The 22,565-nt window shown below is 39.3% G+C and carries 20 protein-coding genes and 1 tRNA gene; 16 read left to right on the plus strand and 5 right to left on the minus strand.

The annotated features are described in order from the left end of the window. Window positions 1–28 precede the first annotated feature (28 nt). Both AAEY62_RS17885 and AAEY62_RS17890 read left to right on the plus strand, forming a co-directional pair. Window positions 29–868 (plus strand): isopenicillin N synthase family dioxygenase, encoded by an 840-nt coding sequence (locus tag AAEY62_RS17885; RefSeq protein ID WP_165735700.1) that lies wholly within the window; start codon window positions 29–31, stop codon window positions 866–868. A gap of 200 nt (window positions 869–1,068) precedes the next feature. Beyond that, window positions 1,069–2,463: a DEAD/DEAH box helicase gene (locus AAEY62_RS17890; RefSeq protein WP_007377987.1), complete on the plus strand. Its 1,395-nt coding sequence runs from the start codon at window positions 1,069–1,071 to the stop codon at window positions 2,461–2,463. A gap of 127 nt (window positions 2,464–2,590) precedes the next feature. Here the strand turns inward: AAEY62_RS17890 and AAEY62_RS17895 are convergent, their stop codons facing one another. Both AAEY62_RS17895 and AAEY62_RS17900 read right to left on the minus strand, forming a co-directional pair. Beyond that, complete coding sequence (locus AAEY62_RS17895) at window positions 2,591–3,334, minus strand: DUF3307 domain-containing protein (RefSeq protein WP_350635598.1); 744 nt, start codon at window positions 3,332–3,334, stop codon at window positions 2,591–2,593. Further along, window positions 3,334–3,957 carry a hypothetical protein gene (locus AAEY62_RS17900; protein WP_350635600.1) on the minus strand — a complete coding sequence of 208 codons (624 nt, stop codon included), beginning with the start codon at window positions 3,955–3,957 and terminating at the stop codon, window positions 3,334–3,336. Before AAEY62_RS17900 ends, AAEY62_RS17895 begins: the two co-directional genes overlap by 1 nt. A 150-nt stretch (window positions 3,958–4,107) precedes the next feature. Between AAEY62_RS17900 and AAEY62_RS17905 the strand changes: the two genes are divergently transcribed. The 8 genes from AAEY62_RS17905 (at window position 4,108) to AAEY62_RS17940 (ending at window position 11,609) form a co-directional block, all read left to right on the plus strand. After that, window positions 4,108–4,611, plus strand: a complete 504-nt coding sequence (locus AAEY62_RS17905) for a LabA-like NYN domain-containing protein (protein WP_002962844.1) — start codon at window positions 4,108–4,110, stop codon at window positions 4,609–4,611. Window positions 4,612–4,785: 174 nt separating this feature from the next. Then, complete coding sequence (nudC, locus tag AAEY62_RS17910) at window positions 4,786–5,706, plus strand: NAD(+) diphosphatase (RefSeq protein ID WP_350635619.1); 921 nt, start codon at window positions 4,786–4,788, stop codon at window positions 5,704–5,706. Window positions 5,707–5,715: 9 nt separating this feature from the next. Continuing rightward, complete coding sequence (locus AAEY62_RS17915) at window positions 5,716–6,897, plus strand: cystathionine beta-lyase (RefSeq protein ID WP_350635602.1); 1,182 nt, start codon at window positions 5,716–5,718, stop codon at window positions 6,895–6,897. A 143-nt stretch (window positions 6,898–7,040) separates the two neighbouring features. Next, window positions 7,041–7,868, plus strand: coding sequence for an ABC transporter permease (locus tag AAEY62_RS17920; protein ID WP_350635604.1), 828 nt, complete (start codon window positions 7,041–7,043; stop codon window positions 7,866–7,868). Continuing rightward, on the plus strand, window positions 7,865–8,773 hold the full coding sequence (locus AAEY62_RS17925; protein WP_007377980.1) for an ABC transporter ATP-binding protein: 909 nt from the start codon (window positions 7,865–7,867) through the stop codon (window positions 8,771–8,773). Before AAEY62_RS17920 ends, AAEY62_RS17925 begins: the two co-directional genes overlap by 4 nt. Beyond that, the gene (locus tag AAEY62_RS17930) at window positions 8,773–9,147 is read left to right on the plus strand and encodes a PH domain-containing protein (RefSeq protein ID WP_007377979.1); all 375 of its coding nucleotides are present in this window, start codon (window positions 8,773–8,775) and stop codon (window positions 9,145–9,147) included. Before AAEY62_RS17925 ends, AAEY62_RS17930 begins: the two co-directional genes overlap by 1 nt. A 199-nt stretch (window positions 9,148–9,346) precedes the next feature. Then, a complete protein-coding gene (locus tag AAEY62_RS17935) occupies window positions 9,347–10,141 on the plus strand; it encodes a putative porin (RefSeq protein WP_350635606.1) in 795 nt (264 codons plus the stop codon). Between the two features lie 664 nt (window positions 10,142–10,805). After that, on the plus strand, window positions 10,806–11,609 hold the full coding sequence (locus tag AAEY62_RS17940; protein WP_350635608.1) for a putative porin: 804 nt from the start codon (window positions 10,806–10,808) through the stop codon (window positions 11,607–11,609). A gap of 67 nt (window positions 11,610–11,676) precedes the next feature. On the opposite strand, the gene AAEY62_RS17945 is transcribed toward AAEY62_RS17940, so the two are convergent. Next, window positions 11,677–13,524, minus strand: coding sequence for a M2 family metallopeptidase (locus AAEY62_RS17945; protein ID WP_350635610.1), 1,848 nt, complete (start codon window positions 13,522–13,524; stop codon window positions 11,677–11,679). A gap of 167 nt (window positions 13,525–13,691) precedes the next feature. Here AAEY62_RS17945 and AAEY62_RS17950 point away from each other — a divergent pair, with 167 nt between their 5' ends. Next, window positions 13,692–15,968: an acyl-CoA dehydrogenase gene (locus AAEY62_RS17950; protein WP_350635612.1), complete on the plus strand. Its 2,277-nt coding sequence runs from the start codon at window positions 13,692–13,694 to the stop codon at window positions 15,966–15,968. Between the two features lie 76 nt (window positions 15,969–16,044). Here the strand turns inward: AAEY62_RS17950 and AAEY62_RS17955 are convergent, their stop codons facing one another. Together AAEY62_RS17955 and cysK are read right to left on the minus strand one after the other, a co-directional pair. Beyond that, window positions 16,045–16,479 (minus strand): hypothetical protein, encoded by a 435-nt coding sequence (locus AAEY62_RS17955; protein ID WP_350635614.1) that lies wholly within the window; start codon window positions 16,477–16,479, stop codon window positions 16,045–16,047. 141 nt (window positions 16,480–16,620) lie between these two features. Further along, window positions 16,621–17,589, minus strand: coding sequence for a cysteine synthase A (cysK, locus tag AAEY62_RS17960; RefSeq protein ID WP_024599813.1), 969 nt, complete (start codon window positions 17,587–17,589; stop codon window positions 16,621–16,623). Between the two features lie 362 nt (window positions 17,590–17,951). On the opposite strand from cysK, the gene AAEY62_RS17965 reads away from it, so the two are divergent. The 5 genes from AAEY62_RS17965 (at window position 17,952) to AAEY62_RS17985 (ending at window position 22,565) form a co-directional block, all read left to right on the plus strand. After that, window positions 17,952–19,103, plus strand: coding sequence for a dicarboxylate/amino acid:cation symporter (locus AAEY62_RS17965; protein ID WP_076924381.1), 1,152 nt, complete (start codon window positions 17,952–17,954; stop codon window positions 19,101–19,103). A 108-nt stretch (window positions 19,104–19,211) separates the two neighbouring features. Then, window positions 19,212–19,862, plus strand: coding sequence for a UvrY/SirA/GacA family response regulator transcription factor (uvrY, locus tag AAEY62_RS17970; protein WP_002963136.1), 651 nt, complete (start codon window positions 19,212–19,214; stop codon window positions 19,860–19,862). A gap of 9 nt (window positions 19,863–19,871) precedes the next feature. Then, window positions 19,872–21,695 (plus strand): excinuclease ABC subunit UvrC, encoded by a 1,824-nt coding sequence (gene uvrC, locus AAEY62_RS17975; RefSeq protein WP_165726639.1) that lies wholly within the window; start codon window positions 19,872–19,874, stop codon window positions 21,693–21,695. A gap of 41 nt (window positions 21,696–21,736) precedes the next feature. Further along, window positions 21,737–22,282 (plus strand): CDP-diacylglycerol--glycerol-3-phosphate 3-phosphatidyltransferase, encoded by a 546-nt coding sequence (gene pgsA, locus AAEY62_RS17980; protein ID WP_032827134.1) that lies wholly within the window; start codon window positions 21,737–21,739, stop codon window positions 22,280–22,282. A 214-nt stretch (window positions 22,283–22,496) separates the two neighbouring features. Further along, window positions 22,497–22,565: transfer RNA gene (locus AAEY62_RS17985), tRNA-Gly, on the plus strand.

A 22,565-nucleotide genomic window follows, 5' to 3' on the forward strand; every position in this document is an offset into this window, starting at 1 on the left:
TCACACAACCTATTCACTGGAACGTACAATGCAATTACCTACTGTTGATTATAAAGCTCCCGATGCGGCTGCACAATTTGTTGAATCGTTAAGAAATACTGGATTTGGCGTTTTAAAAAACCACCCAATCCCACAGTCTTTAGTTGAGTCTATTTACAAAAATTGGCAAGACTTTTTTAACTCAGAGCAAAAGCACGACTTTTTATTCTCTAAAGACACTCAAGACGGTTACTTTCCGCCTTCAGTATCTGAAGTAGCGAAAGGCTTTACAATAAAAGACATTAAAGAGTACTTCCATGTGTACCCTAAAGGTCGCGTTCCTGCCCAGCTTGAAGCTGATGTACGTGAATACTACCGTTTAGCAAGTGAATTTGCGGGCACGTTGTTAAGCTGGGTTCAGGCTGAATCTCCAGCTGATGTACGTGCTAAGTTTTCGATTGATTTAAAAGACATGATTGCAGGCTCTGAGCAAACATTGTTACGTATCCTACATTATCCGCCTATGACGGGTGATGAAGAGCCAGGTGCTATTCGCGCAGCAGCCCATGGCGATATTAACTTATTGACTGTATTACCAGCTTCTAATGAGCCTGGTTTACAAGTTCAAAAAACAGATGGCGGTTGGCTAGACGTGCCATGTGATTTTGGCAGCTTAATTATTAATATCGGCGACATGCTACAAGAAGCGTCGGGCGGGTATTTCCCATCGACAATTCACCGTGTAATTAACCCAACGGGTAAAGCATCTACTAAATCGCGTATTTCACTACCGTTATTTTTACACCCGCATCCAGATGTTGTGCTTTCAGAGCGCTACACGGCAGATAGCTACTTGCAAGAACGCCTGCGTGAGTTAGGTGTTAAGTAACTCTTATACTTAGAGTAATTAAGTATAAATATAAAACGGCTTATGGCCGTTTTTTGCATTTTTAAGCAACTTGAGCACAGGTTTAATTTTATTAAGCTATGCTCAATTGCTCGCAACGTAAATAATGGCATGCATTCTTAGCTACTACAGGTATAATGCGCGCAACTGGCTAACGTAGCCTAATTTAAAAGAGAGTTTATATGAGTTTTGAAGGTTTAGGTTTATCACAGTCTTTGGTTAATGCGGTTTTAGAAAAGGGCTATGAAACGCCAACGCCGATTCAGGCTCAAGCAATTCCTGCAATTATTGAACGCCGTGATGTTATGGCAGCAGCGCAAACAGGTACAGGTAAAACAGCGGGTTTTACATTACCACTTATTGAGCGTTTGTCGTCAGGCCCTAAAGCTAAAAGTAACCACGTACGTGCACTTATTTTAACGCCTACACGTGAGCTTGCTTTGCAAGTAAGCGAAAACGTTGAAGAGTACGCTAAGCATTCGGATGTGAGCTCATTTGTAGTTTACGGTGGCGTTAAAATTAACCCACAAATGCAGCGTCTTCGTAAAGGTGTTGATATTTTAGTAGCAACGCCGGGTCGTTTAATCGACTTACATAATCAAAATGCAGTTAAATTTGATAGCGTTGAAGTGCTTGTACTCGATGAAGCTGACCGCATGTTAGACATGGGCTTTATTCATGACATTAAACGCTTAATTGCTAAAATGCCTGCTAAACGTCAAAACTTGATGTTTTCGGCTACATTTTCTGACGAAATTCGTGCATTAGCAAAAGGGTTAATTAATGACCCTGTTGAAATTTCAGTTGCTGCAAAAAATACTACTGCAAAAAGTGTTACTCAGTGTGTTTATGCGGTAGATAAAACACGTAAAACAGCATTGCTAAGCCACTTGATTCGCACTAACGATTGGCAACAAGTATTAGTGTTTAGCCGCACAAAGCACGGTGCTAACCGCTTAGTTAAACAACTAGAGCGCGATGACATTGTAGGCGCGGCTATCCATGGTAATAAGTCACAAGGCGCACGTGTTAAAGCACTTGATGGTTTTAAAAGTGGTGAAGTACGCGTACTAGTAGCAACAGACATTGTTGCACGTGGTTTAGACATTGTTGAATTACCGCATGTTGTTAACTACGACTTACCAAACGTATATGAAGATTACGTTCACCGTATTGGCCGTACAGGCCGTGCTGGTGCATCGGGTCATGCGATTTCGTTTGTAACAACAGAGGATGCTGTTGATTTATACGGTATTGAACGCTTTATTGGTGAGCTTATTCCACGTGCTGAAGAAGACGGTTTTGAGCCTATTAACCCAGTAGCAGAGCGCGCATTAGATGCTCGCCCACTGCCGTCTAAAAAGCCTAAGAAAAAGCAGCCTTTTAATAAGCCTAAATCTGATAGCAGCAAGCCTAACAGTAAAAAGCCAAATAATGGTGGTAATGGTACCGGCCCACGCCGTGGTGGTTCTAAAAAGCCAGCTGCTAAAACAGATGACAGCGCGCAAAACCCATGGGCAAAGCGTGAATCTGTTGGCGGTAGTGGCCAACGCCGTCGTCGCACAAATAACGATTAATGATCATATTGGCGTTTAATTAATTTAGAACTTGGTTAAAGGCTGATACAAAAAACGCGCTCTCTTCTTTTGAATAAATAGAAGCAGCGCGTTTTTTATTGTCTGTAATTTGTACTTACTGTATTGCCTACCTGATTAAATAGTTAATACCCAAGCCGACAAATAAAGTAACACTTACGCTAAGTAGTGTGCCGAGCATAACGTACTCGGTAAGTTTTTTATCTTTGCTTGCACTTAAATCGCCAAACCTAAATACTGACTTTGCCGCAAGCAAAAAGCCAAGCCCTGCAAATTGGTCAAGCAATATAAAGCTCAGCATAAGTACGCGCTCAAGCATACCAATGCTTTGCCCTGCAAGCGGTAAGCTACCAGTACTTGAAAAGTTACTTGTTAAACGCTCTAACATCATTCTTATAAATACGGCGCTGGGACTTAAAATAATTAAATAACCGCATACCACCCACAGTATTTTGGGATCAGTGAGCATATTATTAATTGCAGCCATAAAGCTATTGTTATCAGTTAGCCAAATACTGAGCGCAATAATAACGAGTATGTGCGCTATTTGATCTAGTAAAAAAGGCACCACGCCTTTATTAGAATACGATTTAGCTATATCAATAAAGTAATGGCTCAGCATAATGCTCGCCGTGGCAATTAAAACACTGCTTAGTTGCTGCCACCCGAATGTGTATTCCCACACGGTAATAATGAGTGCACTTATTACACCATGCACTAGTACATGAAAATAAAGCTTACTGGCTTTAAAGTGACGGGTATTTCTGTCGTTTACCCAACTCATAGGTTGCCAGTAAAAATCAGCGAGTAAGTGGCCAATAATAAGCGCGACCAGTAAAAGTGAAAACTCCATTATTCACCTCCTTTAATTATATTTTTTATAACGTGTTGTGTGTGCTTAATAAAGCGTTCTATAAGTTGGTAGTGCGCTAAATTTAGTAGTTTTGTTACATTTTCGCGACTTGTTTTAAGCTCTTTAGCCAGTGCCGCGTGGCTGTTGTCTGGTGATGTTAAATAGACATACAGGGCATTTGCTTGTTTTTGCGTGATTTTAGTGAGTAATACGTCGGCAAAGGCTAAATTAAGATTTAAGCTTTCATCAAGCTGCTGCTCATTAATATTAAAAACAAAGCGTTGATTACTTATTTTATCAAGGCCTTGCCCCGAAAGGGTAAAAGCAGAGCCGGTTGCTGTTTTTATATCGCTGCGTGGGTTATCTATTTGCCCAAGTGCCAAGCTTTGCCGTAGCTCATAACCTGACGATTTAAGGTGTAAATATACAAGTATGGCATTTTTAAAAAGGAGCTCAGGATTATTAACTTGTAACTGAAAGGCATCGCCTCGGTATATATTCCAAAGTGTTTGCTCACCCGAAATGTTTCGCAAACTTTGCTCTAGTTCGTAAAGCATGGCATCGTATTGCTGCTTAGGGATTGTTTGCGATTTAATAATATCGCCGCTGATCACACCAATCATAAAAATCTCAAAATGGTTACTTTTTAATATGTAACCAATATTGGTTACATAAGGGTATGTAACTAATTTAGGTTACTTAAATATAAATTGCAAGGTACACTTATTTTATAACGTTACTTTTATTGCTATTAATCCTCACTAGGACACTAAATGACTTTACAAAACGAGCAGCAAAGCACGAAACCACGGGTCGGTATTTTTGTTGATGTGCAAAATATTTATTACACGTGCCGTGAGAGTTACGGGAAAAATTTTGACTACAATGCGTTTTGGCGAATGATGGAGGCGCAATACAATATTGAGTGTGCTTTTGCGTATGCAATTTATCGAGGAGATGAAAAGCAAAATCAGTTTCAAAATATTTTGCGTGCGATTGGTTTTGAGGTAAAGCTAAAGCCATTTATTCAACGCCGTGATGGAAGTGCTAAAGGCGATTGGGATGTAGGCATAACAATAGACATGTTAGAGCAGGGTAAAAATCTTGATAAAGTTATTTTGCTCTCTGGCGATGGTGACTTTGCTTTGTTACTTGGGCATTTAAAAAATCAATATAATGTACCGTGCGATGTATACGGTGCTGACAGGTTAACTGCTGAGGTATTAAAACAAAGCGCAGAGCAATTTCATTTAATTGATAATACTTTGCTACTTTAACAGTAAAAAATAGTTAAAAAAGTGCAAGCTAAGTGCCTGCAACATGAGAGATTTTAATACAAAGCCGTAATAGATGAATTAAGCCTTATATAGGCTTTTTTTATTACTGTAATCAATTGGGTTTGCTAAATGATTATGGTAATTTTAAAGCATAACGAGTTACCAAGGACTTACATGCTTCATTACAGCAACATGCCACTAGATAGAGGCTCAAATTTTCGTAAAGACCCATCGTGGCTTAAAGCGCAAATGTCGGCGCAAAGTAAATGGGTTTTAGTTAAAAATAATCAAACCCTATTTATTAAAGATACTCCTAAAGTAAGCTATTTAACGTATCAACAAGTGGCACATTTAGATTTAACGAGTGCTATTTTTGTTGGTTTAAACAATGCTAAACATGGTGTGTTTGCATTGGATGTTTCTGATCTGGATGAAAGCGTACTTTCGCCTTTAATCGAGGGCGCTCAGTTTTTTGATATTCGCCAATATGGGCCTCAAGTAACCATTAAATATGCCTCAATAGCCGCCCTTGCGAGAGGGTTATGTTATTGGCATGCCACGCACCGTTTTTGTGGGCGCTGCGGTAGTAAAAACCGTTCAGTGGAAGCCGGGCATTCTCGTGTATGTGAAAACGAAAACTGTAAGCATCCTACATTCCCGCGCACCGATCCTGCGGTAATTATGGTCGTTACTAAAGTCTTTGCTGACGGAGTAGAACGCTGTTTATTAGGTCGCCAAGCTACGTGGCCTATTGGTATGTATTCGTCGCTTGCTGGATTTGTAGACCCAGGGGAGACACTGGAACAAGCTGTTGCGCGTGAAGTTAAAGAAGAGGCAGGCATAGAAGTTGATAACGTACGTTATGTTGCATCTCAGCCATGGCCGTTCCCATCGTCAATTATGCTTGGTTTTTTTGCACAGGCGACATCTGAGCAAATTAACGTAGATAAAGAAGAGCTAGACGATGCAAAATGGTTTAGTCGTGAAGACTTAGAGCAATTTGGTAATTGGCACGAAGAAGGCGAGCATTTAAAGCTGCCTAGAACCGATTCTATCTCTCGTTATTTAATTGAGCATTGGCGCACAAACCCCTAAGGATTAATAATGTCGAGTAAAAGTAATAAAAACACTCAGCTGGTATCATCAGGGCGAAAAAAAGCCTATACACATGGCGTAGTCAATCCCGTTGTACAGCGTGCATCTACCATTGTATTTGATACTGTAGCCGATTTAAAAGAAGCAGCTAAAACCCGTGGCGATAAAACGTTATTTTATGGGCGCCGAGGAACAACAACACACTTTGCGCTACAAGAAGCGATTACAGAACTTGAAGGCGGCGAAGGGTGTGCATTGTACCCTTGTGGCGCTGCGGCGATCAGCCAAGTATTTTTATCGTTTTTAAAAACCGGTGATCATATTTTAATGGTTGATAACGTGTACGAACCAACTCGTGATTTTTGCGATAAAATTTTAGTGGGGCTGGGTATTACAACAACCTATTACCCGCCAACCATTGGCGCAGGTATTAAAGATTACATTCAGCCAAATACTAAAGTGTTGTTTTTAGAATCTCCAGGCTCTATTACGATGGAAGTGCAAGATGTGCCCGCTATGGTAAAAGTAGCCAATGAGCACAACGTAATGACCATGCTTGATAATACCTACGGTAACGGCTTGCATTATCGCCCGTTAGAGCACGGTGTTGATATTAGTATTCAAGCTGCAACAAAGTATATTGTTGGCCATTCAGACGTGATGATGGGGGTGGCTGTTGCTAATAAAAAGTATTGGCCAACCTTGCGCGAAAACTCATACTTACTAGGGCAATGTACCAGTGCCGATGATGCGTATTTAGCACTTAGAGGCCTGCGTACAATGGGTGTGCGTTTAAATCAACATGAAAAAGCAGCAATAGAAGTAGCTAAATGGCTTGAGCAACATGAGCTTGTTGATCATATTCGCCACCCTGCATTTGAAAGCTGCCCAGGGCATGAGTTTTTTAAACGTGACTTTGATGGCAGTAATGGGTTGTTTTCATTTGTGATGAAAGCCGGCAATCAAAAAGCGATTGATGCATTTTTAGATAGCCTTGAGCATATCAAAATGGGCTTTTCGTGGGGCGGTTTTGAAAGTTTGGTAACGGCTAATTTAACCATGAAAGGGCTGCGCTCAAATACAGGTTGGGATTTAGGGTCGGTTATTCGCTTGCATATTGGCCTTGAAGATGTAGAAGATTTAATTAGCGATTTAAGCCAAGCACTTGAGGTTTATAAGCAGCATTTATAATTTATATCGCAATTTATACTGTTACATTTAAATGTATTGTTACAAAGCTCACCATAGGTGGGCTTTTTTTTGCTGGTAATTCAAGGTGTTTACACTTAGTGTGGATAAATAAACAGAAAATAAAAAGTCATTAAGGATAGTCAATGGCAACACCATTACCGATAAACGTAGGGCGATTAACGCAAATAGCGGGATTTGAGCTTGTACGTATGTTTTTAACTAAACGTGGACTTATTGCATTAGCTGCCTTTGCATTGGTGTGGCTAATAATACTGCGCTACCCAATAGGGCAGGCAGTAGGCATTGTAAGTGCGCCCGATTTTGAGCAAATAGCCCGTGATATATCAGGTTCTATTGGTTTAAGTAAATTATTGGATTGGCCTGAGGCCGAATTTGCTATGTACTGGTTAATAGCCCTTTATAGCTTTCCCGTTTTTGGTTTATTTATTTGTAGCGACCAAACGGTAGGCGATAGAGAGCGCGGCACACTAAGGTTTTTATCACTGCGCTCCACTCGCTTTGAAATACTGTTTGGCCGTTTTTTAGGGCAGCTAGGAGTATTAGCATGTTTGGTGGGTATAACGCTTGTGGCTACACTCGCGGTATTGGGTTTTAGAGATCCAAGTTTACTGGCTGGTGGTTTTGCCCGTGCGCTTTCTATATTTTTAATATTAGTGATTACTCTGTGCCCATTTGTAGCACTAATGACGTTAATTAATACCTTTGCTCGCTCATCACGTTTATCTATTGTATTGGCAATTTTATATTTTGCAGCAGGCGGTATTGTAGTTGGTTTATTGCAATGGCAAATACCCGCATTAGGCCTGCTTGATTATTTATTTCCGGGTGTGCAAATAGAGCTATTAGCGGGGCAAAATTTACCATTATTGAGCGCTGTGGCTATTCCCCTTGTGCAAACAGCGGTATTACTAAGCGTTGCTCAACGTATTTTTGCAAGGAGCCCACTATGAGACCATTAATTACAGCTAGCGGTTTGAGTAAATCGTATGGTGCAAAACTTGCGCTTAATAATGTGGACTTTGAAATTAACAAAGGCGCGCCAGTGGCACTTGTTGGGCCAAATGGTGCGGGTAAAACTACCTTATTTAGTTTGTTGTGCGGCTATATTGCGCCAAGTAAAGGCAGCCTTGAAATATTAGGGCACAAACCTGGTAGCGCTGCTTTATTTAATAAAGTAAGTGCATTACCGCAAGACGCGCAACTTGACCCTCGCTTTAATATAGATAAGCAACTCGCCTTTTATGCAAAGCTGCAAGGTATGGGTGCTAAGCAAAGCCAAACTGAGGCGCTACGTGTACTTGATTTAGTTGGCTTAAAAGAAATTGCAAAGCAGCGTGCGGGGGATTTATCGCACGGTATGCGCAAGCGCGTTACGATAGCGCAAGCACTTATTGGCGCACCACAAATTGTAATGCTTGATGAAGCAACCGCAGGGCTTGATCCGATTCATGCCAGAGAAGTACGTGAGCTGGTATCAGAATTAAGTGAACAGGCTACATTTATTTTAAGCTCTCACGATTTAACTGAGCTTGAGCGACTATGCTCACAGGTACTTCATTTAGATAAAGGCGTACTAAGCGAGCATCAAACAAAAACTAATAATACCGATAAACACTTTTATACATTAATGCTAAGCGAGGCTTATCAAAATGTTGAGCAACAGCTTCAAGCAATTGCAGGTGTGAGTCGTGTGTATATGAGCCAACATAAAGAGTATGTAGTTGAGTATCAGCCAACGAGCGATCCACTTGATATTGCACTACTGAATTTTTGTCATCAACAACACTGGCAGTACCGACAGTTAGTTAATGGTCACACATTAGAGAATCAAATATTTAAACAGGAGAAAGTATAATGGGTTTACTTAGCGGACTTATGGGTAATGCAAGCGAAGTTGACGATTCTGATTTAGAGAAAATCCTCGCCAATACATTAATTGACGGCGAGCAAGTAGAAAAAGCATATAAAGTAGTACGTGATATGTTTATTTTTACTAATAAGCGCTTAATCTTAATTGATAAGCAAGGTATGACCGGCTCTAAAATGGAAATGGTGAGTATTGCTTACTCTAAAATTACCAAGTTTAGTAAAGAAAGTGCAGGCCATTTTGACTTAGATGCCGAGCTAAAAATATGGGTTGGCTCAGATCCAACACCAATTAGTAAAGAGTTTAAGTCTGGCGATAATATTAACGATGTTTACCGAATTATTAGCCAACACGCGCTTTAATACGGTACATGTTTTAAGTAGTTGTTGACTAGATGTTGCAACTACTTTAATTTTACAGTTTACAACACTTCCTTACAATTAACTTAATAAATACAACTGGTTAGTTAAGTTTTCATTCAGTTTCCTAACGTTAGCATGTGCCTCGACTTTAGCAATACAGCTAGAGCATAAAAAGCAATGTACATAGGGAAGTCTTACAATGAAAAAATTAGCAGTTATTATTTCGAGCATTTTATTATCTAGCACTGCGGCTGCTGCAGACAGCTATAAGTCAATTAGTAACCTAAGCTACAAAAATAGCGATAACAACGACACCGTTGCTGTAGATTCTATTTACTACTTATCTCCTAAAAAAACTTTAGGTCCGTACGATCAGTTTGAATACATCAATAAACAAACTAACGTATATGGTGGCTATGCTGATGACGACTTTGGCGATTTAACATCAGTTGGTGGTGAATACTTCATTAATGAATTTGTTGTTGGCGCATCTTACGAAAACCTAGACCCAGATTCAGGTTCTAACAGTGAGCTTTATAAACTGACGGGTGGTTACTTTTTCAACCCTGATTTACTTGCAAAAGTAACACTAGTTGAAAACAAAGACGGCGACGATTACGCATTATTTGATTTAGCTTACAACTACATGCTAAACAGCACAGATTACGTAGGTGTTACACTTACATCAGACGACGATTTTGATTACCGTGCAGTAGCTGCTAAATACTTTATTGATTTACAGCAAGGTAACTACCTTACTTTTGAAGGTAAATACGAAAGCATTGATGATGCAGAAAACCAATGGGTAGCAGAAACTAACTACTACTTTTCAAAGGCAACATCTGTATTTGCTAACTACAACAAGCAAGACACTTACAGCTTTGGTGCTCAACACTTCATCAATAAAAATATTGGTGTAAAGGTGGGTTACGAAAACAATGCTGATGATTCTGATAACGATGCGTACTTTGCTAACATGCGTTTTCAGTTTTAATTAAGTCCCGTACTTAGTTAATACAAAAGTAATATTAAAAAGCCCGCTAAATTTAGCGGGCTTTGTCGTTTTTAAACGTTTGAGCTTTTAACTATAAACTTTTACCAGCCATTATTACGGCCTTTATTATACTCATCTAAATAACTCCTTTAAGTTATAAATAGAGTCGCCATGAATGGCTAAATTGTTATTAAAGCCATTAAGTGCAGTCGATGATAATAGCTATAAAATAGTAAGTATTGGAGTTATTTTTACTAGTAAACAATGGTTATGGGAAAAAACAGATAAAAATATGCACTGATACAAATCTATTTTTCATTATAAATACAGAGATAATGAATTAAACAGAGTAATTTTTTTGAAAAATTAAAAAAATTTAGTGAGAGGAAATTATATTGATGAGGTTTATCGAATAATTAAGTTGTGTTCAATTTAGCGACAGTTTGTACCGTATTTGTTACTTTTTAAATTTAAATGATGACATGATATTGTCTTGTAGATTTGATGGATACTTTGTATTTACATTTGCATATAAATTATTACAATTACATTGGTTTTAATCTGGCCTTTTATTCAGTTTTCATTCATTTTTTTGGCGTTAGGATGCGCCCCGACTTTGGCTAGACAGCTGAAGCATAAAAGTAATATTTATAGGGAATTTAAAATGAAAAAATTAGCCGTTATCATTTCGAGCATTTTATTATCAAGCGCTGCAACCACTGCAATAGCCGCAGATACTTACCAATCAATTAGCCATTTAGGATATGTGGACGTAGATGGTGATGACACATTAAGTGTTGACTCAACGTATTATTTTTCTCCAAAAGCGACTTTAGGTCCTTACGATCAATTTGAATACATCAATAAGCAAACAAATGTTTATGGTGCATACAGTGATAATGATCTTGGAGATGTTACTAGCGTTGGCGGTGAGTATTTTGTAGAAGATTTTGTATTAGGTGCACAGTACAATAATTTCGATAGTGATTTTGGCTCAAGCACGGATGTAATTGAACTTTCAGCGGGTTACTTCTTTAATCCAAACCTTGTATTAAAAGCAACGTTTGTTGATGTAGAAGATGCTGACAATCAGTTTGTGTTTGACTTAGCATATAACCATCAGTTAAACAGCACTGATTATATCGGCTTTACAGTAACAGCAGATGATGAGTTTGATTACCGTGCAGTAGCAGCTAAGTACTTTGTTGATTTACAGCAAGGTAACTTCTTGACTGTTGAAGGTAAATTTGAAGATGTTGATGGCGGTTCAAGTAACTGGGAATTAGCATCTAACTACTATTTCAGCAAAGCAACATCGGTTTTTGTTACAGTTAATAAAAATGATGACTACACTCTTGGTGGCCAACACTTTTTCAACAACAATGTTGGTTTAAAAGCAGGTTACGGCAATAACTGGGATGATTCTGATTATGATGCTTACTTTGCAAATGTAAGCTTACAGTTCTAATTTTACAGAAAATTAGAATATGAATAAAAAGCCCGCTCATTTGAGCGGGCTTTTTGTTCAGCGCTATTTACCAGCCGCAGTTGCGGCCTTCGTTTTGTTTATCTAAATAAGTTTGTAATGGTGCAAAGTAATCGAGCATTGCTGTTGCATCCATTTGCGGCTTACCTGTTACAGTTTCAAGTGCTTCTTGCCAAGGGCGAGACGAACCCATTTCAAGCATAGCGTTTAGCTTATCCCCTGCTTCTTTTGAGTTATAAATAGAGCAGCGATGAATGGCTTTATCATTACCGGCAATTTCACATAAGCTGCGATGAAACTCAAATTGTAAAATATGCGCTAAAAAGTAACGAGTATAAGGCGTGTTACCCGGGACGTGGTACTTAGCACCCGGATCAAAGTCATTTTCGCTACGTGCGATAGGAGCTTGCACTCCTTGGTATTTTTCACGTAGTTCCCACCATGCTTTATTGTAATTTTCCGGTGTTACTTCCCCTGAAAATACCTGCCAGCGCCACTGATCAACCATTAAGCTAAACGGCACAAAGGCGACTTTATCAAGTGCCATTTTCATTAATAAACCAATATCTTTAGATTCATCAGGTACTTGTTCAAGTAAGCCGATTTCTTTTAAGTAACCCGGTGTAACCGATAAGGCAATGGTGTCACCAATGGCTTCATGAAAACCATCGTTTGCACTTTCTTGATAAAATAAAGGCTGCTTGTTATATGCGCGTTGATAAAAGTTATGACCTAATTCATGGTGAATAACTGAAAACTCTTCGCCTGTGCGCTGAATACACATTTTAATGCGTAAATCGTCTTTGCTATCGATATTCCATGCCGATGCATGACACTGCACATCTCTGTCTTTTGGTTTTACAAACAGTGAACGCTCGTAAAATGTCTCTGGTAGTGCGTCAAAACCCATTGAGGTAAAAAAGTTTTCAGCCCCTTTTACCATTTTAAGTTCGTCGTAATTATTTTGAGCTAATAACTCGGTTACGTCGTAACCCGGATCGGCGTTTTCTGGTGCAACTACATCGTAAATATTACCCCATGCTTGCGCCCACATATTACCAAGCAAGTGCGCTGGTATTGGCTGATCTTGAGGTACTTTGTCGGTGCCGTACTTTTCACCTAACTTTGCGCGAACATGGCAGTGTAGCGAGTTATACAGTGGTTTAACTTGGCCCCAAATACGGTCAAGCTCAGTGGTAAAGTCATCAGCAGGCATATCGTATTTACTGCGCCACATAGCGCCCGTATCGGCATAACCAAGCTCCTTTGCACCTTCGTTGGTCAGCACTACTTGTTGCTCGTAAAGTGAGCGCATTGGTTTTGATATTTCACGCCAGCCTTGCCATAAATCGAGTAGTTCGTTGTAATCTCGGCTGGTGGCCATTTTTGAAGTCATGTCGCCAAGGCTTAAACAGCTGCCGTCTTCTTTACAGTATTTACCTTTACCGTATAGCCCGCCAAGCTTTGCGACAATTTGTGAAAGTTGCGCTGTTTTATCAGCGTCTTGTGGGGCAGGAAGTGTAAGTGCTAGTTTTAGTTTATCAAGCTTACGGCGAGCATCGTAATCAAGCTCTAGTTCGTCGTATTTTGCAGCTTCATTTGCTAAACGCACGACAGTTTCGGTCATTTTACGGTTAACTTCAGCGGATAGAGCAGATGTATCGTGAGTAATAAAGTTTGCGTAAATCCACTCTGCACGGCTCGATTCTAAATAAAATGCACTCAGTTCTTTTTCTGTGTTTGTTATAAATGTATTTGCATCTTTAGCTGTTACAGCTTTTTTAGTGTGTGCTGAATCGGTAGTGTCTATCGTTACTTCTGCATCGCAGGCCGTTAAAGCAAGAGTGCTTGCTACCATTAAGGCGCTCATACTTAGTTTAAATCGAAAGGGGGTCATGCTATTCCTTTAATTTATTGTTATTAAAACGTTGATAATAGCAGTGATGTTTAAAACAATAAAATGAATGCGTTAAGGCTCACGACTCGTCGTGCAATGATTGTATTTAAATTAAGATGGGTCATAATTAAGTTACTATTTTCATTCAATGTGTAAGGAATGTGCGCATGTTAATATTTATAATATTGCTGGTCGTGGTGGTGGTTATTTTTGTGGTTAAAGATATTCGCCTAAACTTGATTAGTCGTCCTACGTTTAAAATGTTCAAAAAGGTGCTTCCGCCATTATCGCAAACAGAGCGAGAGGCGATGGAAGCAGGTGATGTTTGGTGGGATGGTGAGTTATTTAGTGGTAACCCAGACTGGCAAAAACTGCACCGCTTTCCTAAACCAGAGCTTAGCGATAAAGAAAACGCATTTATGGCTAACCAAGTAGAAACCTTATTGGCGATGCTTGATGATTATCAAATTGTACAAAAAGACAAAGACTTACCAAAAGAAGTGTGGGATTACCTAAAAACAGAAGGTTTTTTTGCGCTGATCATTCCTGAAAAATTTGGCGGTCGTGAGTTCTCGGCAATTGCTAATTCAACGATAGTATCAAAAATTTCGACTAAAAGCTTAACAGCCGCAGTCACTGTTATGGTGCCTAATAGCTTAGGTCCGGGCGAGTTACTTCTTCACTATGGTACTAAAGAGCAGCAAGATCGTTGGCTGCCAAGTTTAGCTAATGGTACAGATGTTCCTTGTTTTGCATTAACGGGACCTGAGGCGGGCTCTGATGCTGGCAGTATTCCTGATTCAGGCGTGGTGTGTATGGGTGAGCATAATGGCGAGAAAGTAATGGGCCTGCGTTTAAATTGGTCAAAGCGTTACATTACACTTGCACCCGTGGCTACTGTACTCGGCTTAGCATTTAAAATGTATGACCCTGATGCTTTATTAGGTGATAAGAAAGAGCTAGGCATTACATGTGCTCTAATACCAACCGATCATCCGGGTGTCGAAACGGGTGAGCGTCATTATCCGCTTAATATGGCCTTCATGAATGGTACCACTTACGGTAAAGATGTATTTATACCACTGGACTGGATCATTGGTGGTCAAGAGTGTGCAGGGCGTGGCTGGAGAATGCTTGTTGAGTGTTTAAGTGCAGGGCGTGGTATATCACTACCAGCATTGAGTGCAGCAACTGGACATTTAGCTTCAAAAATGACATCGGCATATGCCATGGTACGCCAGCAGTTTGGTGTATCTATAGGGCAATTTGAAGGCGTGCAAGAGGCACTTGCGCGTATTGGTGGTTTAACTTACACACTTGAGTCATGCAGATTAATGACCGCAGGTGCGATTGATTTAAAATTAAGCCCGTCGGTTGTAACAGCGATTGCTAAATACCATATGACTGAAATGGGTCGTACGATAATGAATGATGCAATGGATATTCATTCAGGTAAAGGAATTCAAGTAGGGCCTAATAACTATTTGGCACATGGCTATATGGGTATCCCAGTATCAATTACGGTTGAAGGCGCGAATATTTTAACGCGTAACTTAATGATATTTGGCCAAGGTGCAACACGCTGTCATCCATTTGTTTTAAAAGAAATGGAAGCCGCTGCAATGGAAGATGACGACGCAGCACTTGAACAATTTGATGGTTTATTAATGAACCATATTATATTTGCAGCAAGTAATGCAGGCATGGCATTTGTGCATGGCTTAACACGTAGCTACTTTGCTAAAGCGCCTGTAGGTGGTGAAACGGCTGTTTATTATAAGCAACTGAGCAGAATGAGCCGAGGCTTAGCTATTTGCACAGACGTGGCTATGTTAATGCTTGGCGGTGAGCTTAAACGAAAAGAAATGATATCGGCACGTTTGGGTGATGTATTAAGTCATTTGTACTTAGCATCAACTGTTTTAAAACGTTATGAAGACGAAGGGCGCCAACAAGCTGATTTACCATTTGTAAAATATGCAATTGAGAACTCATTATTTGAAATTGGCCAAGCGTTTAATGGCTTCTTTAAAAACTTTTTAAATCCGGTTGTTAATTTTACCCTTAAACGTATCGTGTTCCCGCTTGGAAATCATTACCACAGACCAAGTGACGAAATAGCACAAAGTATTTGCGAGCGTATGACTCAACCTGGAGTATTTAGAAACCGTTTAACGCATTTATGTTATGTAGATGAAAATGCAGGTACAGGGGTAATGGAAAGCGCATTTTTAGCTATGCATGATATGCAAGCGCAGTTTAAAGATCTAAAACAATGGCAGCGTAAGGGCAGTGTGCCTGCAACGCTTGATATTGAAGGCGCTATAAATTATGCACTTGAGAATAAGTTATTAGAGCAAACGGATGCTGATGCAATGCATCACGCTAATAAGTTACGAAAGAAAGCCATCGCAGTTGATAACTTTCAACCAGGTGAGCTGTAGCGCAGTACTTTAAATACTAACTAAAACGAAAAAGGCCTTACAAATGTAAGGCCTTTTTATGTTTAATTCATTTATTTTAACGAGCGTAAGGGTCGGCAACTATTTTATCTATGTACCATTTGCCTTTTTTACGAAGCATTTTCACACTGCGCATTTCGTCAATTTTATCACCATTTAAGTAGCCGGTAAAAATAAGGTTTATTTTGGCGTTATCACCGTATTGCTCACGGATGCTCATATTGGTCATATCAACTTCAATGGTTACTTCATCGTATTGCATGTTTACTAAGTTACGGGAAAACTGTTTAGCGGTGCCGTAGGATTTCATTATACGTGTAAGATTGGGTGTTGCCATGGTGCTGGCTTTTTGAAGGTCTTGCTGGTTATAAAGCGCATCAAAATAAGCGGTTGCTGTATCGCCAGGAGTGTCGCCAAGTGTTTTGATATCGTCACCACAGGCTGATAAAAATAAACAGAGAACCAAACTTAATAAACTCGTGATTTTTTTCATATTAATTATTATTAATTAGTTTTTTTAAAGTGTGTGGTTTATCTATGAAGATGTAAAGGTATGGCGGGCAATAAATAGAAAATTGGATAATAAATAATAAAAAAGGATGCCTAAAGCATCCTTTTAAAATTTTAGAATTGCTTATTGCACTAGCTCTTGCTCACTAAACTCTTCATCAAACATTGGGCTTGATAAGTAACGCTCAGTTGCACTAGGTAGGATAACAACAATATTTTTATCTGCGTTTTCAGGTTTTTCAGCAATTCGCTTAGCTGCAACAACCGCTGCACCTGACGAAATACCGACTAAAATACCTTCTTTTTTCATTAACTGATGCGCCATTGCAATTGCATCTTCGTTAGATACAAGCTCAGCTGCATCAATTAAGTCCATATCTAAGTTACCAGGGATAAAGCCTGCACCAATGCCTTGGATTTTATGAGGGCCTGGTTTAATTTCTTCACCGGCAAGCGTTTGGCTAATGACTGGAGAGTTAGTTGGTTCAACAGCAATAGATTTAACGTTTAGACCTTTTTCTGTTTTAAGGTAACGGCTAACACCTGTAATAGTACCGCCTGTACCTACACCGGCTACAAAAAAGTCTACTTTGCCGTCAAGTGCATCGTAAATTTCTGGGCCTGTTGTTTCAAAGTGAATTTTAGGATTTGCAGGGTTTTCGAATTGTTGTAATAAAATATATTTATCAGGTGCGGTTGCTTGAATTTCTTTTGCTTTTTCAATTGCGCCATTCATACCTTTAGCACCGTCGGTAAGTACTAGGTTTGCACCTAGTGCTTTTAATAGCTTGCGACGTTCTAGGCTCATAGTGTTTGGCATAGTAAGTGTTAACTTGTAACCACGAGCAGCTGCAACAAATGCAAGTGCAATACCAGTGTTACCTGATGTTGGCTCAATAAGTTCTTTACCTTCAACAAGCTGACCTGACTTTTCAGCTTCCCAAATCATTGATGCACCAATACGGCATTTGATACTAAAGCTTGGATTACGAGATTCAACTTTAGCGTATACATTCCCACCCGTAACACGATTAAGTTTTACTAGCGGCGTATTACCAATAGTTAGTGAGTTATCTTCAAAAATAGTAGACATAATGTTCCTTTGGATACAATCTGATCAACGTGCTAATAGCCTTTGCTACTAACTATACATACACACTTTACTGTGAGTTTAAAAAAACTAAAGTAAAGTTTGGCTATAACATATATTTATTGGGCTTATAACCAGTCGAAATAAAAATCAATTATTAACGGTGCTTTAGTTATTGTAGGTGCGGGCTTAATTTGAGATTTAAAGAGTAAAAACTCGTTTAGTCAAAAAATGTTCAAAAGAGCTCTAGCTCAAGCTGCATTTGTTCGTTATTTGTGCATATAAATGTAACTTGAATAGTTTTATCACACAATGCGTCTAAAACATGATAAAAACACGTATCTAAATTCAATTAAGCAATCACAATGAAGTTAATCTTAAAATTAATTGCCGGTATTGTGGCCGGTATCTTAGTCGGACTATATGTACCTATAACTGGTGTTGAACTTTTATTTACAGTAAAAGAGCTGATTGGTCAAATTATCTCCTTTACCATCCCTCTTATCATTTTGTTTTTTATTGCATCGGGTATTGCTGGCCTACCAAAAGGGTCTGGTCACTTACTTGGTAAAACAGTCGGGTTTGCTTACAGCTCTACCATTATTGCAGGTACGCTTGCATTTCTATTAGTAAGTGCTGTTATACCTTTTTTAAGTGGTGGCATTACTTTTGAAGCTGAAGTTGCAACTGAAATTGGCAGTTTTATTGATTTAGAAATTCCACCTCTGATGGGTGTAATGACCGCATTAGTGACTGCTTTTGTATTTGGTATAGGCATGAGCCAATTAGAACTTGATACACTTAAAAAGGTGTCTGATCAGGGGCGAGATGTAATTGACGGGTTATTATCGAAAGTAATTATACCTGCTTTACCATTTTACATTGCTGGCGTATTTGCCGAAATGACGGTAGCGGGCACTGTGGTTGATACATTGCAAACATTTGGTGTAGTACTAGTTGCTGCGCTTGTTATGCATTGGTTATGGTTAAGCGTTTTATATATAGCGACAGGTATATTGTTAAAACGTAATCCAATCGAATTAGTTAAAAATATGCTACCAGCTTACTTTACCGCTTTGGGCACAATGTCTAGCGCTGCAACGATTCCCGTATCGCTTCAATCAAGTAAAGCAAATAACGTTAAAGAAGATGTAGCTAACTTTACAGTGCCACTTTGCGCGACTATTCACTTATCTGGCTCAACTATTACTATAGTAACCTGTGCAATGGCTGTTATGTTTTTATCGCCAAGCATGGAAGTTCCTTCATTAATGGGTATGCTGCCATTTATTATGATGTTAGGTTTAGTAATGATTGCAGCTCCAGGTGCTCCAGGTGGTGCAGTCATGTCGGCGCTTGGTTTATTAACAAGCATGCTTGGGTTTAATGAAGGTGCTGTAGCATTAATGATTGCACTTTATTTAGCACAAGATAGCTTTGGTACTGCGTGTAATGTAACGGGTGATGGTATCATTGCGTTATGGGTTGACAGATTTAGCGAAAAATCGTCAGCTTAAACTATTAGGGTGAGGCAATAATATTAATTATTGTTTCGCTTTATGTATGTTACTGTGGCAAATTAATTTAATTAAATTGCATGTTGTTAGGTAAGTGAGGATGTTCCATTGATTAATGTACTTTTAGTTGATGACCATGAACTTGTACGAACAGGAATCAAGCGTATTCTTGATGACGTACGAGGGTTTAAAGTAATTGGCGAAGCTAAAACTGGCGAAGAGGCTGTACAGTTTTGTCGTCAGCATGCGCCAAACATAGTATTAATGGATATGAATATGCCAGGCATGGGCGGATTAGAAGCGACTAAAAAGATTTGTCGTTACTGCCCAGATGTAAAAATTATTGTGCTTACTGTTAATTGTGAAGACCCGTTTCCGAGCAAGGTAATGCAAATTGGTGCACATGGCTTTTTAACTAAAGGTGCAGGCTCTGACGAAATGGTTCGTGCCATTCGTTGTGTTCATGCTGGTCAGCGTTACATTGCACCTGAAATTGCACAGCAGATAGCGCTTGCACAAGTGACAGGCCGCACAGATGAAAACCCTTTTCAGAGTTTATCTGAGCGCGAACTGCAAATTATGCTTATGATCACCAAAGGTGAAAAAGCACAAAATATAGCTGAACGCTTAAATCTAAGCTCTAAAACAGTAAATAGCTATCGTTACCGTATGTTTGAAAAGTTAAATGTAGGTGGTGATGTTGAGCTTACCCATTTAGCTATTCGTCATAAAATGATTGATATAGACGTTTCGTACTAACTATAATTTATGTCTGAATTCGATCACGTACATTTTCTCAAAACGCTATCAAGTGAGCCGGGCGTATACCGCATGCTTGATAGTGACAACCAAGTTATTTATGTTGGTAAAGCAAAGCATCTAAAAAAGCGTGTGAGCAGTTACTTTAGAAGTAACATTACCGATAGCAAAACACGCGTTTTAGTGAGTAATATTTGTAACATTGAAGTCACCCTCACCAATACTGAAACCGAAGCGCTGCTGCTTGAAAATAATCTAATAAAAAAATATCAGCCTCGGTACAACATATTATTACGCGACGATAAGTCGTACCCCTATATTTTACTAACTAGCCATAAACACCCTCGTTTAGCATTTCATCGTGGCAGTCGTAAAATTAAAGGTGAGTACTTTGGGCCTTTCCCAAGCGCAGGAGCGGTATCTGAAAGCTTGCGCTTAATGCAAAAAATATTTCCTGTTCGTCAATGTGAAGATGCTTATTACCGCGCAAGAAGTCGCCCGTGTCTGCAATATCAACTTAAACGTTGCTCAGCTCCATGTGTAAATAAAGTAACTGATGATGATTACAGTGAGCAAGTTGACTATGTTCGTAAATTTTTAACGGGTAAATCTCACGAAGTTATTGCTGATTTAATAAAAAAAATGGAAGCAGCCAGCCTGCAATTAAACTTTGAATTAGCGGCAAAAGTTCGCGACCAAATAATGCTACTTCGTAAAATGCAGGAGCAACAGTCTATTTCTGGTAACTTTGCAGAAATGGATGTTGTCGGTTTTGCGCATTTAAACGGGTTAAACGGCATTCATTTATTAATGATCCGCGATCATAAAGTACTGGGTAGTAAAACCTATTTTCCAAAAGTACCTAAAGATTCGAGTGAGCAAGAAATATTGACTTCATTTTTAGGACAGTACTATTTAGCGCCAGGAGCAACAGGGCGTATTGCAAAAGAAATCATATTACCGTTTGAAATAGAAGAGAGCGGGGCACTCGGCGAAGCGCTTACACAAATAAGTGAGCGCAAAGTAACCCTTAAAGTGGTTACTCGTGGTGAGCGTGCGCAATACCTACAACTCGCAAATAAAAATGCATTAAACAGTATTGCGGTTAAACAAAGTACCCAAGACTCTATTAATAAGCGTTATGCACAATTAAAAGCAACACTGCGACTTGACGATATTACCCGAATGGAGTGTTTTGATATAAGCCACACTATGGGGGAGAACACCGTTGCAAGTTGTGTTGTATTTGACTCACAAGGCCCAAATACAAAAGAGTATAGGCGCTACAACGTAACAGGTATTACAGGTGGCGATGATTATGCTGCAATGGAATTTGCACTTAATAAGCGCTATAACAAGTTAGTAGACGAAGACAAAATTCCAGACGTTATCTTTATTGATGGCGGTAAGGGGCAGTTAGGACGCGCTGAACAGTACTTTTCTAATTGGCCGCACACTAAAATGCCTTTATTAGTCGGTGTTGCAAAAGGAACGAGTCGTAAACCCGGTCTTGAAACACTATTGATTGACGGTGGACGCAAAACCATTCCGATGGATTCAGATGCGCCTGCGCTTCATTTGATTCAGCATATACGTGATGAGTCTCACCGTTTTGCTATTGCAGGGCATCGTAATAAACGACAAAAACAACGTACACAATCACTACTAGAAGAAATAAATGGAGTAGGTTCTAAGCGTCGCCAAACATTATTAAAATATTTAGGGGGCATGCAGGGTGTAAAAGCTGCTAATATAGAACAGTTAAAGAAAGTTCCTGGGATCAGCCCTGACATGGCTGAGAAGATATTTAACCATTTGCATGACAAGGGCTAGCCCTACATGCGAATATAGCAAAAAGACATATCCAAGTAGTTATGTGGAATATTCCAAACACACTCACAACATTTAGACTTTTTCTTATCCCCGTTTTTTTGGTGATATTTTATTTGCCTTATAGCTGGGCTTTTTTTGCTGCCGCCTTTATTTTTTGGCTTGCATCGATCACCGATATATTAGACGGTTATTTGGCAAGAAAGCTTGAGCAATCAACTCCTTTTGGTGCTTTTTTAGATCCTGTTGCTGACAAAGTAATGGTATGTGCTGCACTGGTAGCGTTATCTGATCAGTACCAGTCAATGTATATGACAATACCTGCTCTTATTATAATAAGCCGTGAAATTATCATATCTGCACTTCGTGAATGGATGGCAGAGCAGGGTAAGCGTGGTAATGTAGCTGTATCAAATATGGGTAAAATAAAGACGGCTGCACAAATGTTAGCCATTATCGGTTTGATTTGGCAATATGATACGTGGATGAACTATTTAAGTTTTGGACTACTGTACATTGCGACCTTTTTAACCTTGAGTTCTATGATGCAATATTTACGTGCAGCATGGGGTGAATTGACTAAAAATTAACTCTAAATGTATAATAACGCACCGTTTTAGATAAAAAACAAGCAAACAGTTCAAAACTAGCATTTTTTGTATTGACGCGTTTAATAATCTCTGTAGAATGCGTCCGTGTTGAGAGGGCATAGCCCCCGAGATAAACAAAACGGTAATTAATCAGTTACCTGAATGTTCACATAAATCATCATGTGTTAATTCAAATAATTGATAAATAAAATGCGGTACTAGCTCAGTTGGTAGAGCGCGACCTTGCCAAGGTCGAGGTCACGAGTTCGAGCCTCGTGTACCG

The sequence above is a fragment of the Pseudoalteromonas sp. GW168-MNA-CIBAN-0100 genome, assembly GCF_040309225.1.
Lineage (GTDB): Bacteria > Pseudomonadota > Gammaproteobacteria > Enterobacterales > Alteromonadaceae > Pseudoalteromonas > Pseudoalteromonas arctica.

Bases quoted from the DNA above. Each gene is read 5' to 3' on its own strand.
- pgsA (WP_032827134.1), top strand. From the start codon at position 21,737: ATGTGGAATATTCCAAACACACTCACAACATTTAGACTTTTTCTTATC.
- cysK (WP_024599813.1), bottom strand. From the start codon at position 17,589: ATGTCTACTATTTTTGAAGATAACTCACTAACTATTGGTAATACGCCG.
- uvrC (WP_165726639.1), top strand. From the start codon at position 19,872: ATGTCTGAATTCGATCACGTACATTTTCTCAAAACGCTATCAAGTGAG.
- AAEY62_RS17935 (WP_350635606.1), top strand. From the start codon at position 9,347: ATGAAAAAATTAGCAGTTATTATTTCGAGCATTTTATTATCTAGCACT.
- AAEY62_RS17885 (WP_165735700.1), top strand. From the start codon at position 29: ATGCAATTACCTACTGTTGATTATAAAGCTCCCGATGCGGCTGCACAA.
- AAEY62_RS17940 (WP_350635608.1), top strand. From the start codon at position 10,806: ATGAAAAAATTAGCCGTTATCATTTCGAGCATTTTATTATCAAGCGCT.
- AAEY62_RS17890 (WP_007377987.1), top strand. From the start codon at position 1,069: ATGAGTTTTGAAGGTTTAGGTTTATCACAGTCTTTGGTTAATGCGGTT.
- AAEY62_RS17920 (WP_350635604.1), top strand. From the start codon at position 7,041: ATGGCAACACCATTACCGATAAACGTAGGGCGATTAACGCAAATAGCG.
- AAEY62_RS17955 (WP_350635614.1), bottom strand. From the start codon at position 16,479: ATGAAAAAAATCACGAGTTTATTAAGTTTGGTTCTCTGTTTATTTTTA.
- AAEY62_RS17945 (WP_350635610.1), bottom strand. From the start codon at position 13,524: ATGACCCCCTTTCGATTTAAACTAAGTATGAGCGCCTTAATGGTAGCA.
- nudC (WP_350635619.1), top strand. From the start codon at position 4,786: ATGCTTCATTACAGCAACATGCCACTAGATAGAGGCTCAAATTTTCGT.
- AAEY62_RS17895 (WP_350635598.1), bottom strand. From the start codon at position 3,334: ATGGAGTTTTCACTTTTACTGGTCGCGCTTATTATTGGCCACTTACTC.
- AAEY62_RS17915 (WP_350635602.1), top strand. From the start codon at position 5,716: ATGTCGAGTAAAAGTAATAAAAACACTCAGCTGGTATCATCAGGGCGA.
- AAEY62_RS17965 (WP_076924381.1), top strand. From the start codon at position 17,952: ATGAAGTTAATCTTAAAATTAATTGCCGGTATTGTGGCCGGTATCTTA.
- AAEY62_RS17930 (WP_007377979.1), top strand. From the start codon at position 8,773: ATGGGTTTACTTAGCGGACTTATGGGTAATGCAAGCGAAGTTGACGAT.
- AAEY62_RS17900 (WP_350635600.1), bottom strand. From the start codon at position 3,957: ATGATTGGTGTGATCAGCGGCGATATTATTAAATCGCAAACAATCCCT.
- AAEY62_RS17950 (WP_350635612.1), top strand. From the start codon at position 13,692: ATGTTAATATTTATAATATTGCTGGTCGTGGTGGTGGTTATTTTTGTG.
- AAEY62_RS17925 (WP_007377980.1), top strand. From the start codon at position 7,865: ATGAGACCATTAATTACAGCTAGCGGTTTGAGTAAATCGTATGGTGCA.
- AAEY62_RS17905 (WP_002962844.1), top strand. From the start codon at position 4,108: ATGACTTTACAAAACGAGCAGCAAAGCACGAAACCACGGGTCGGTATT.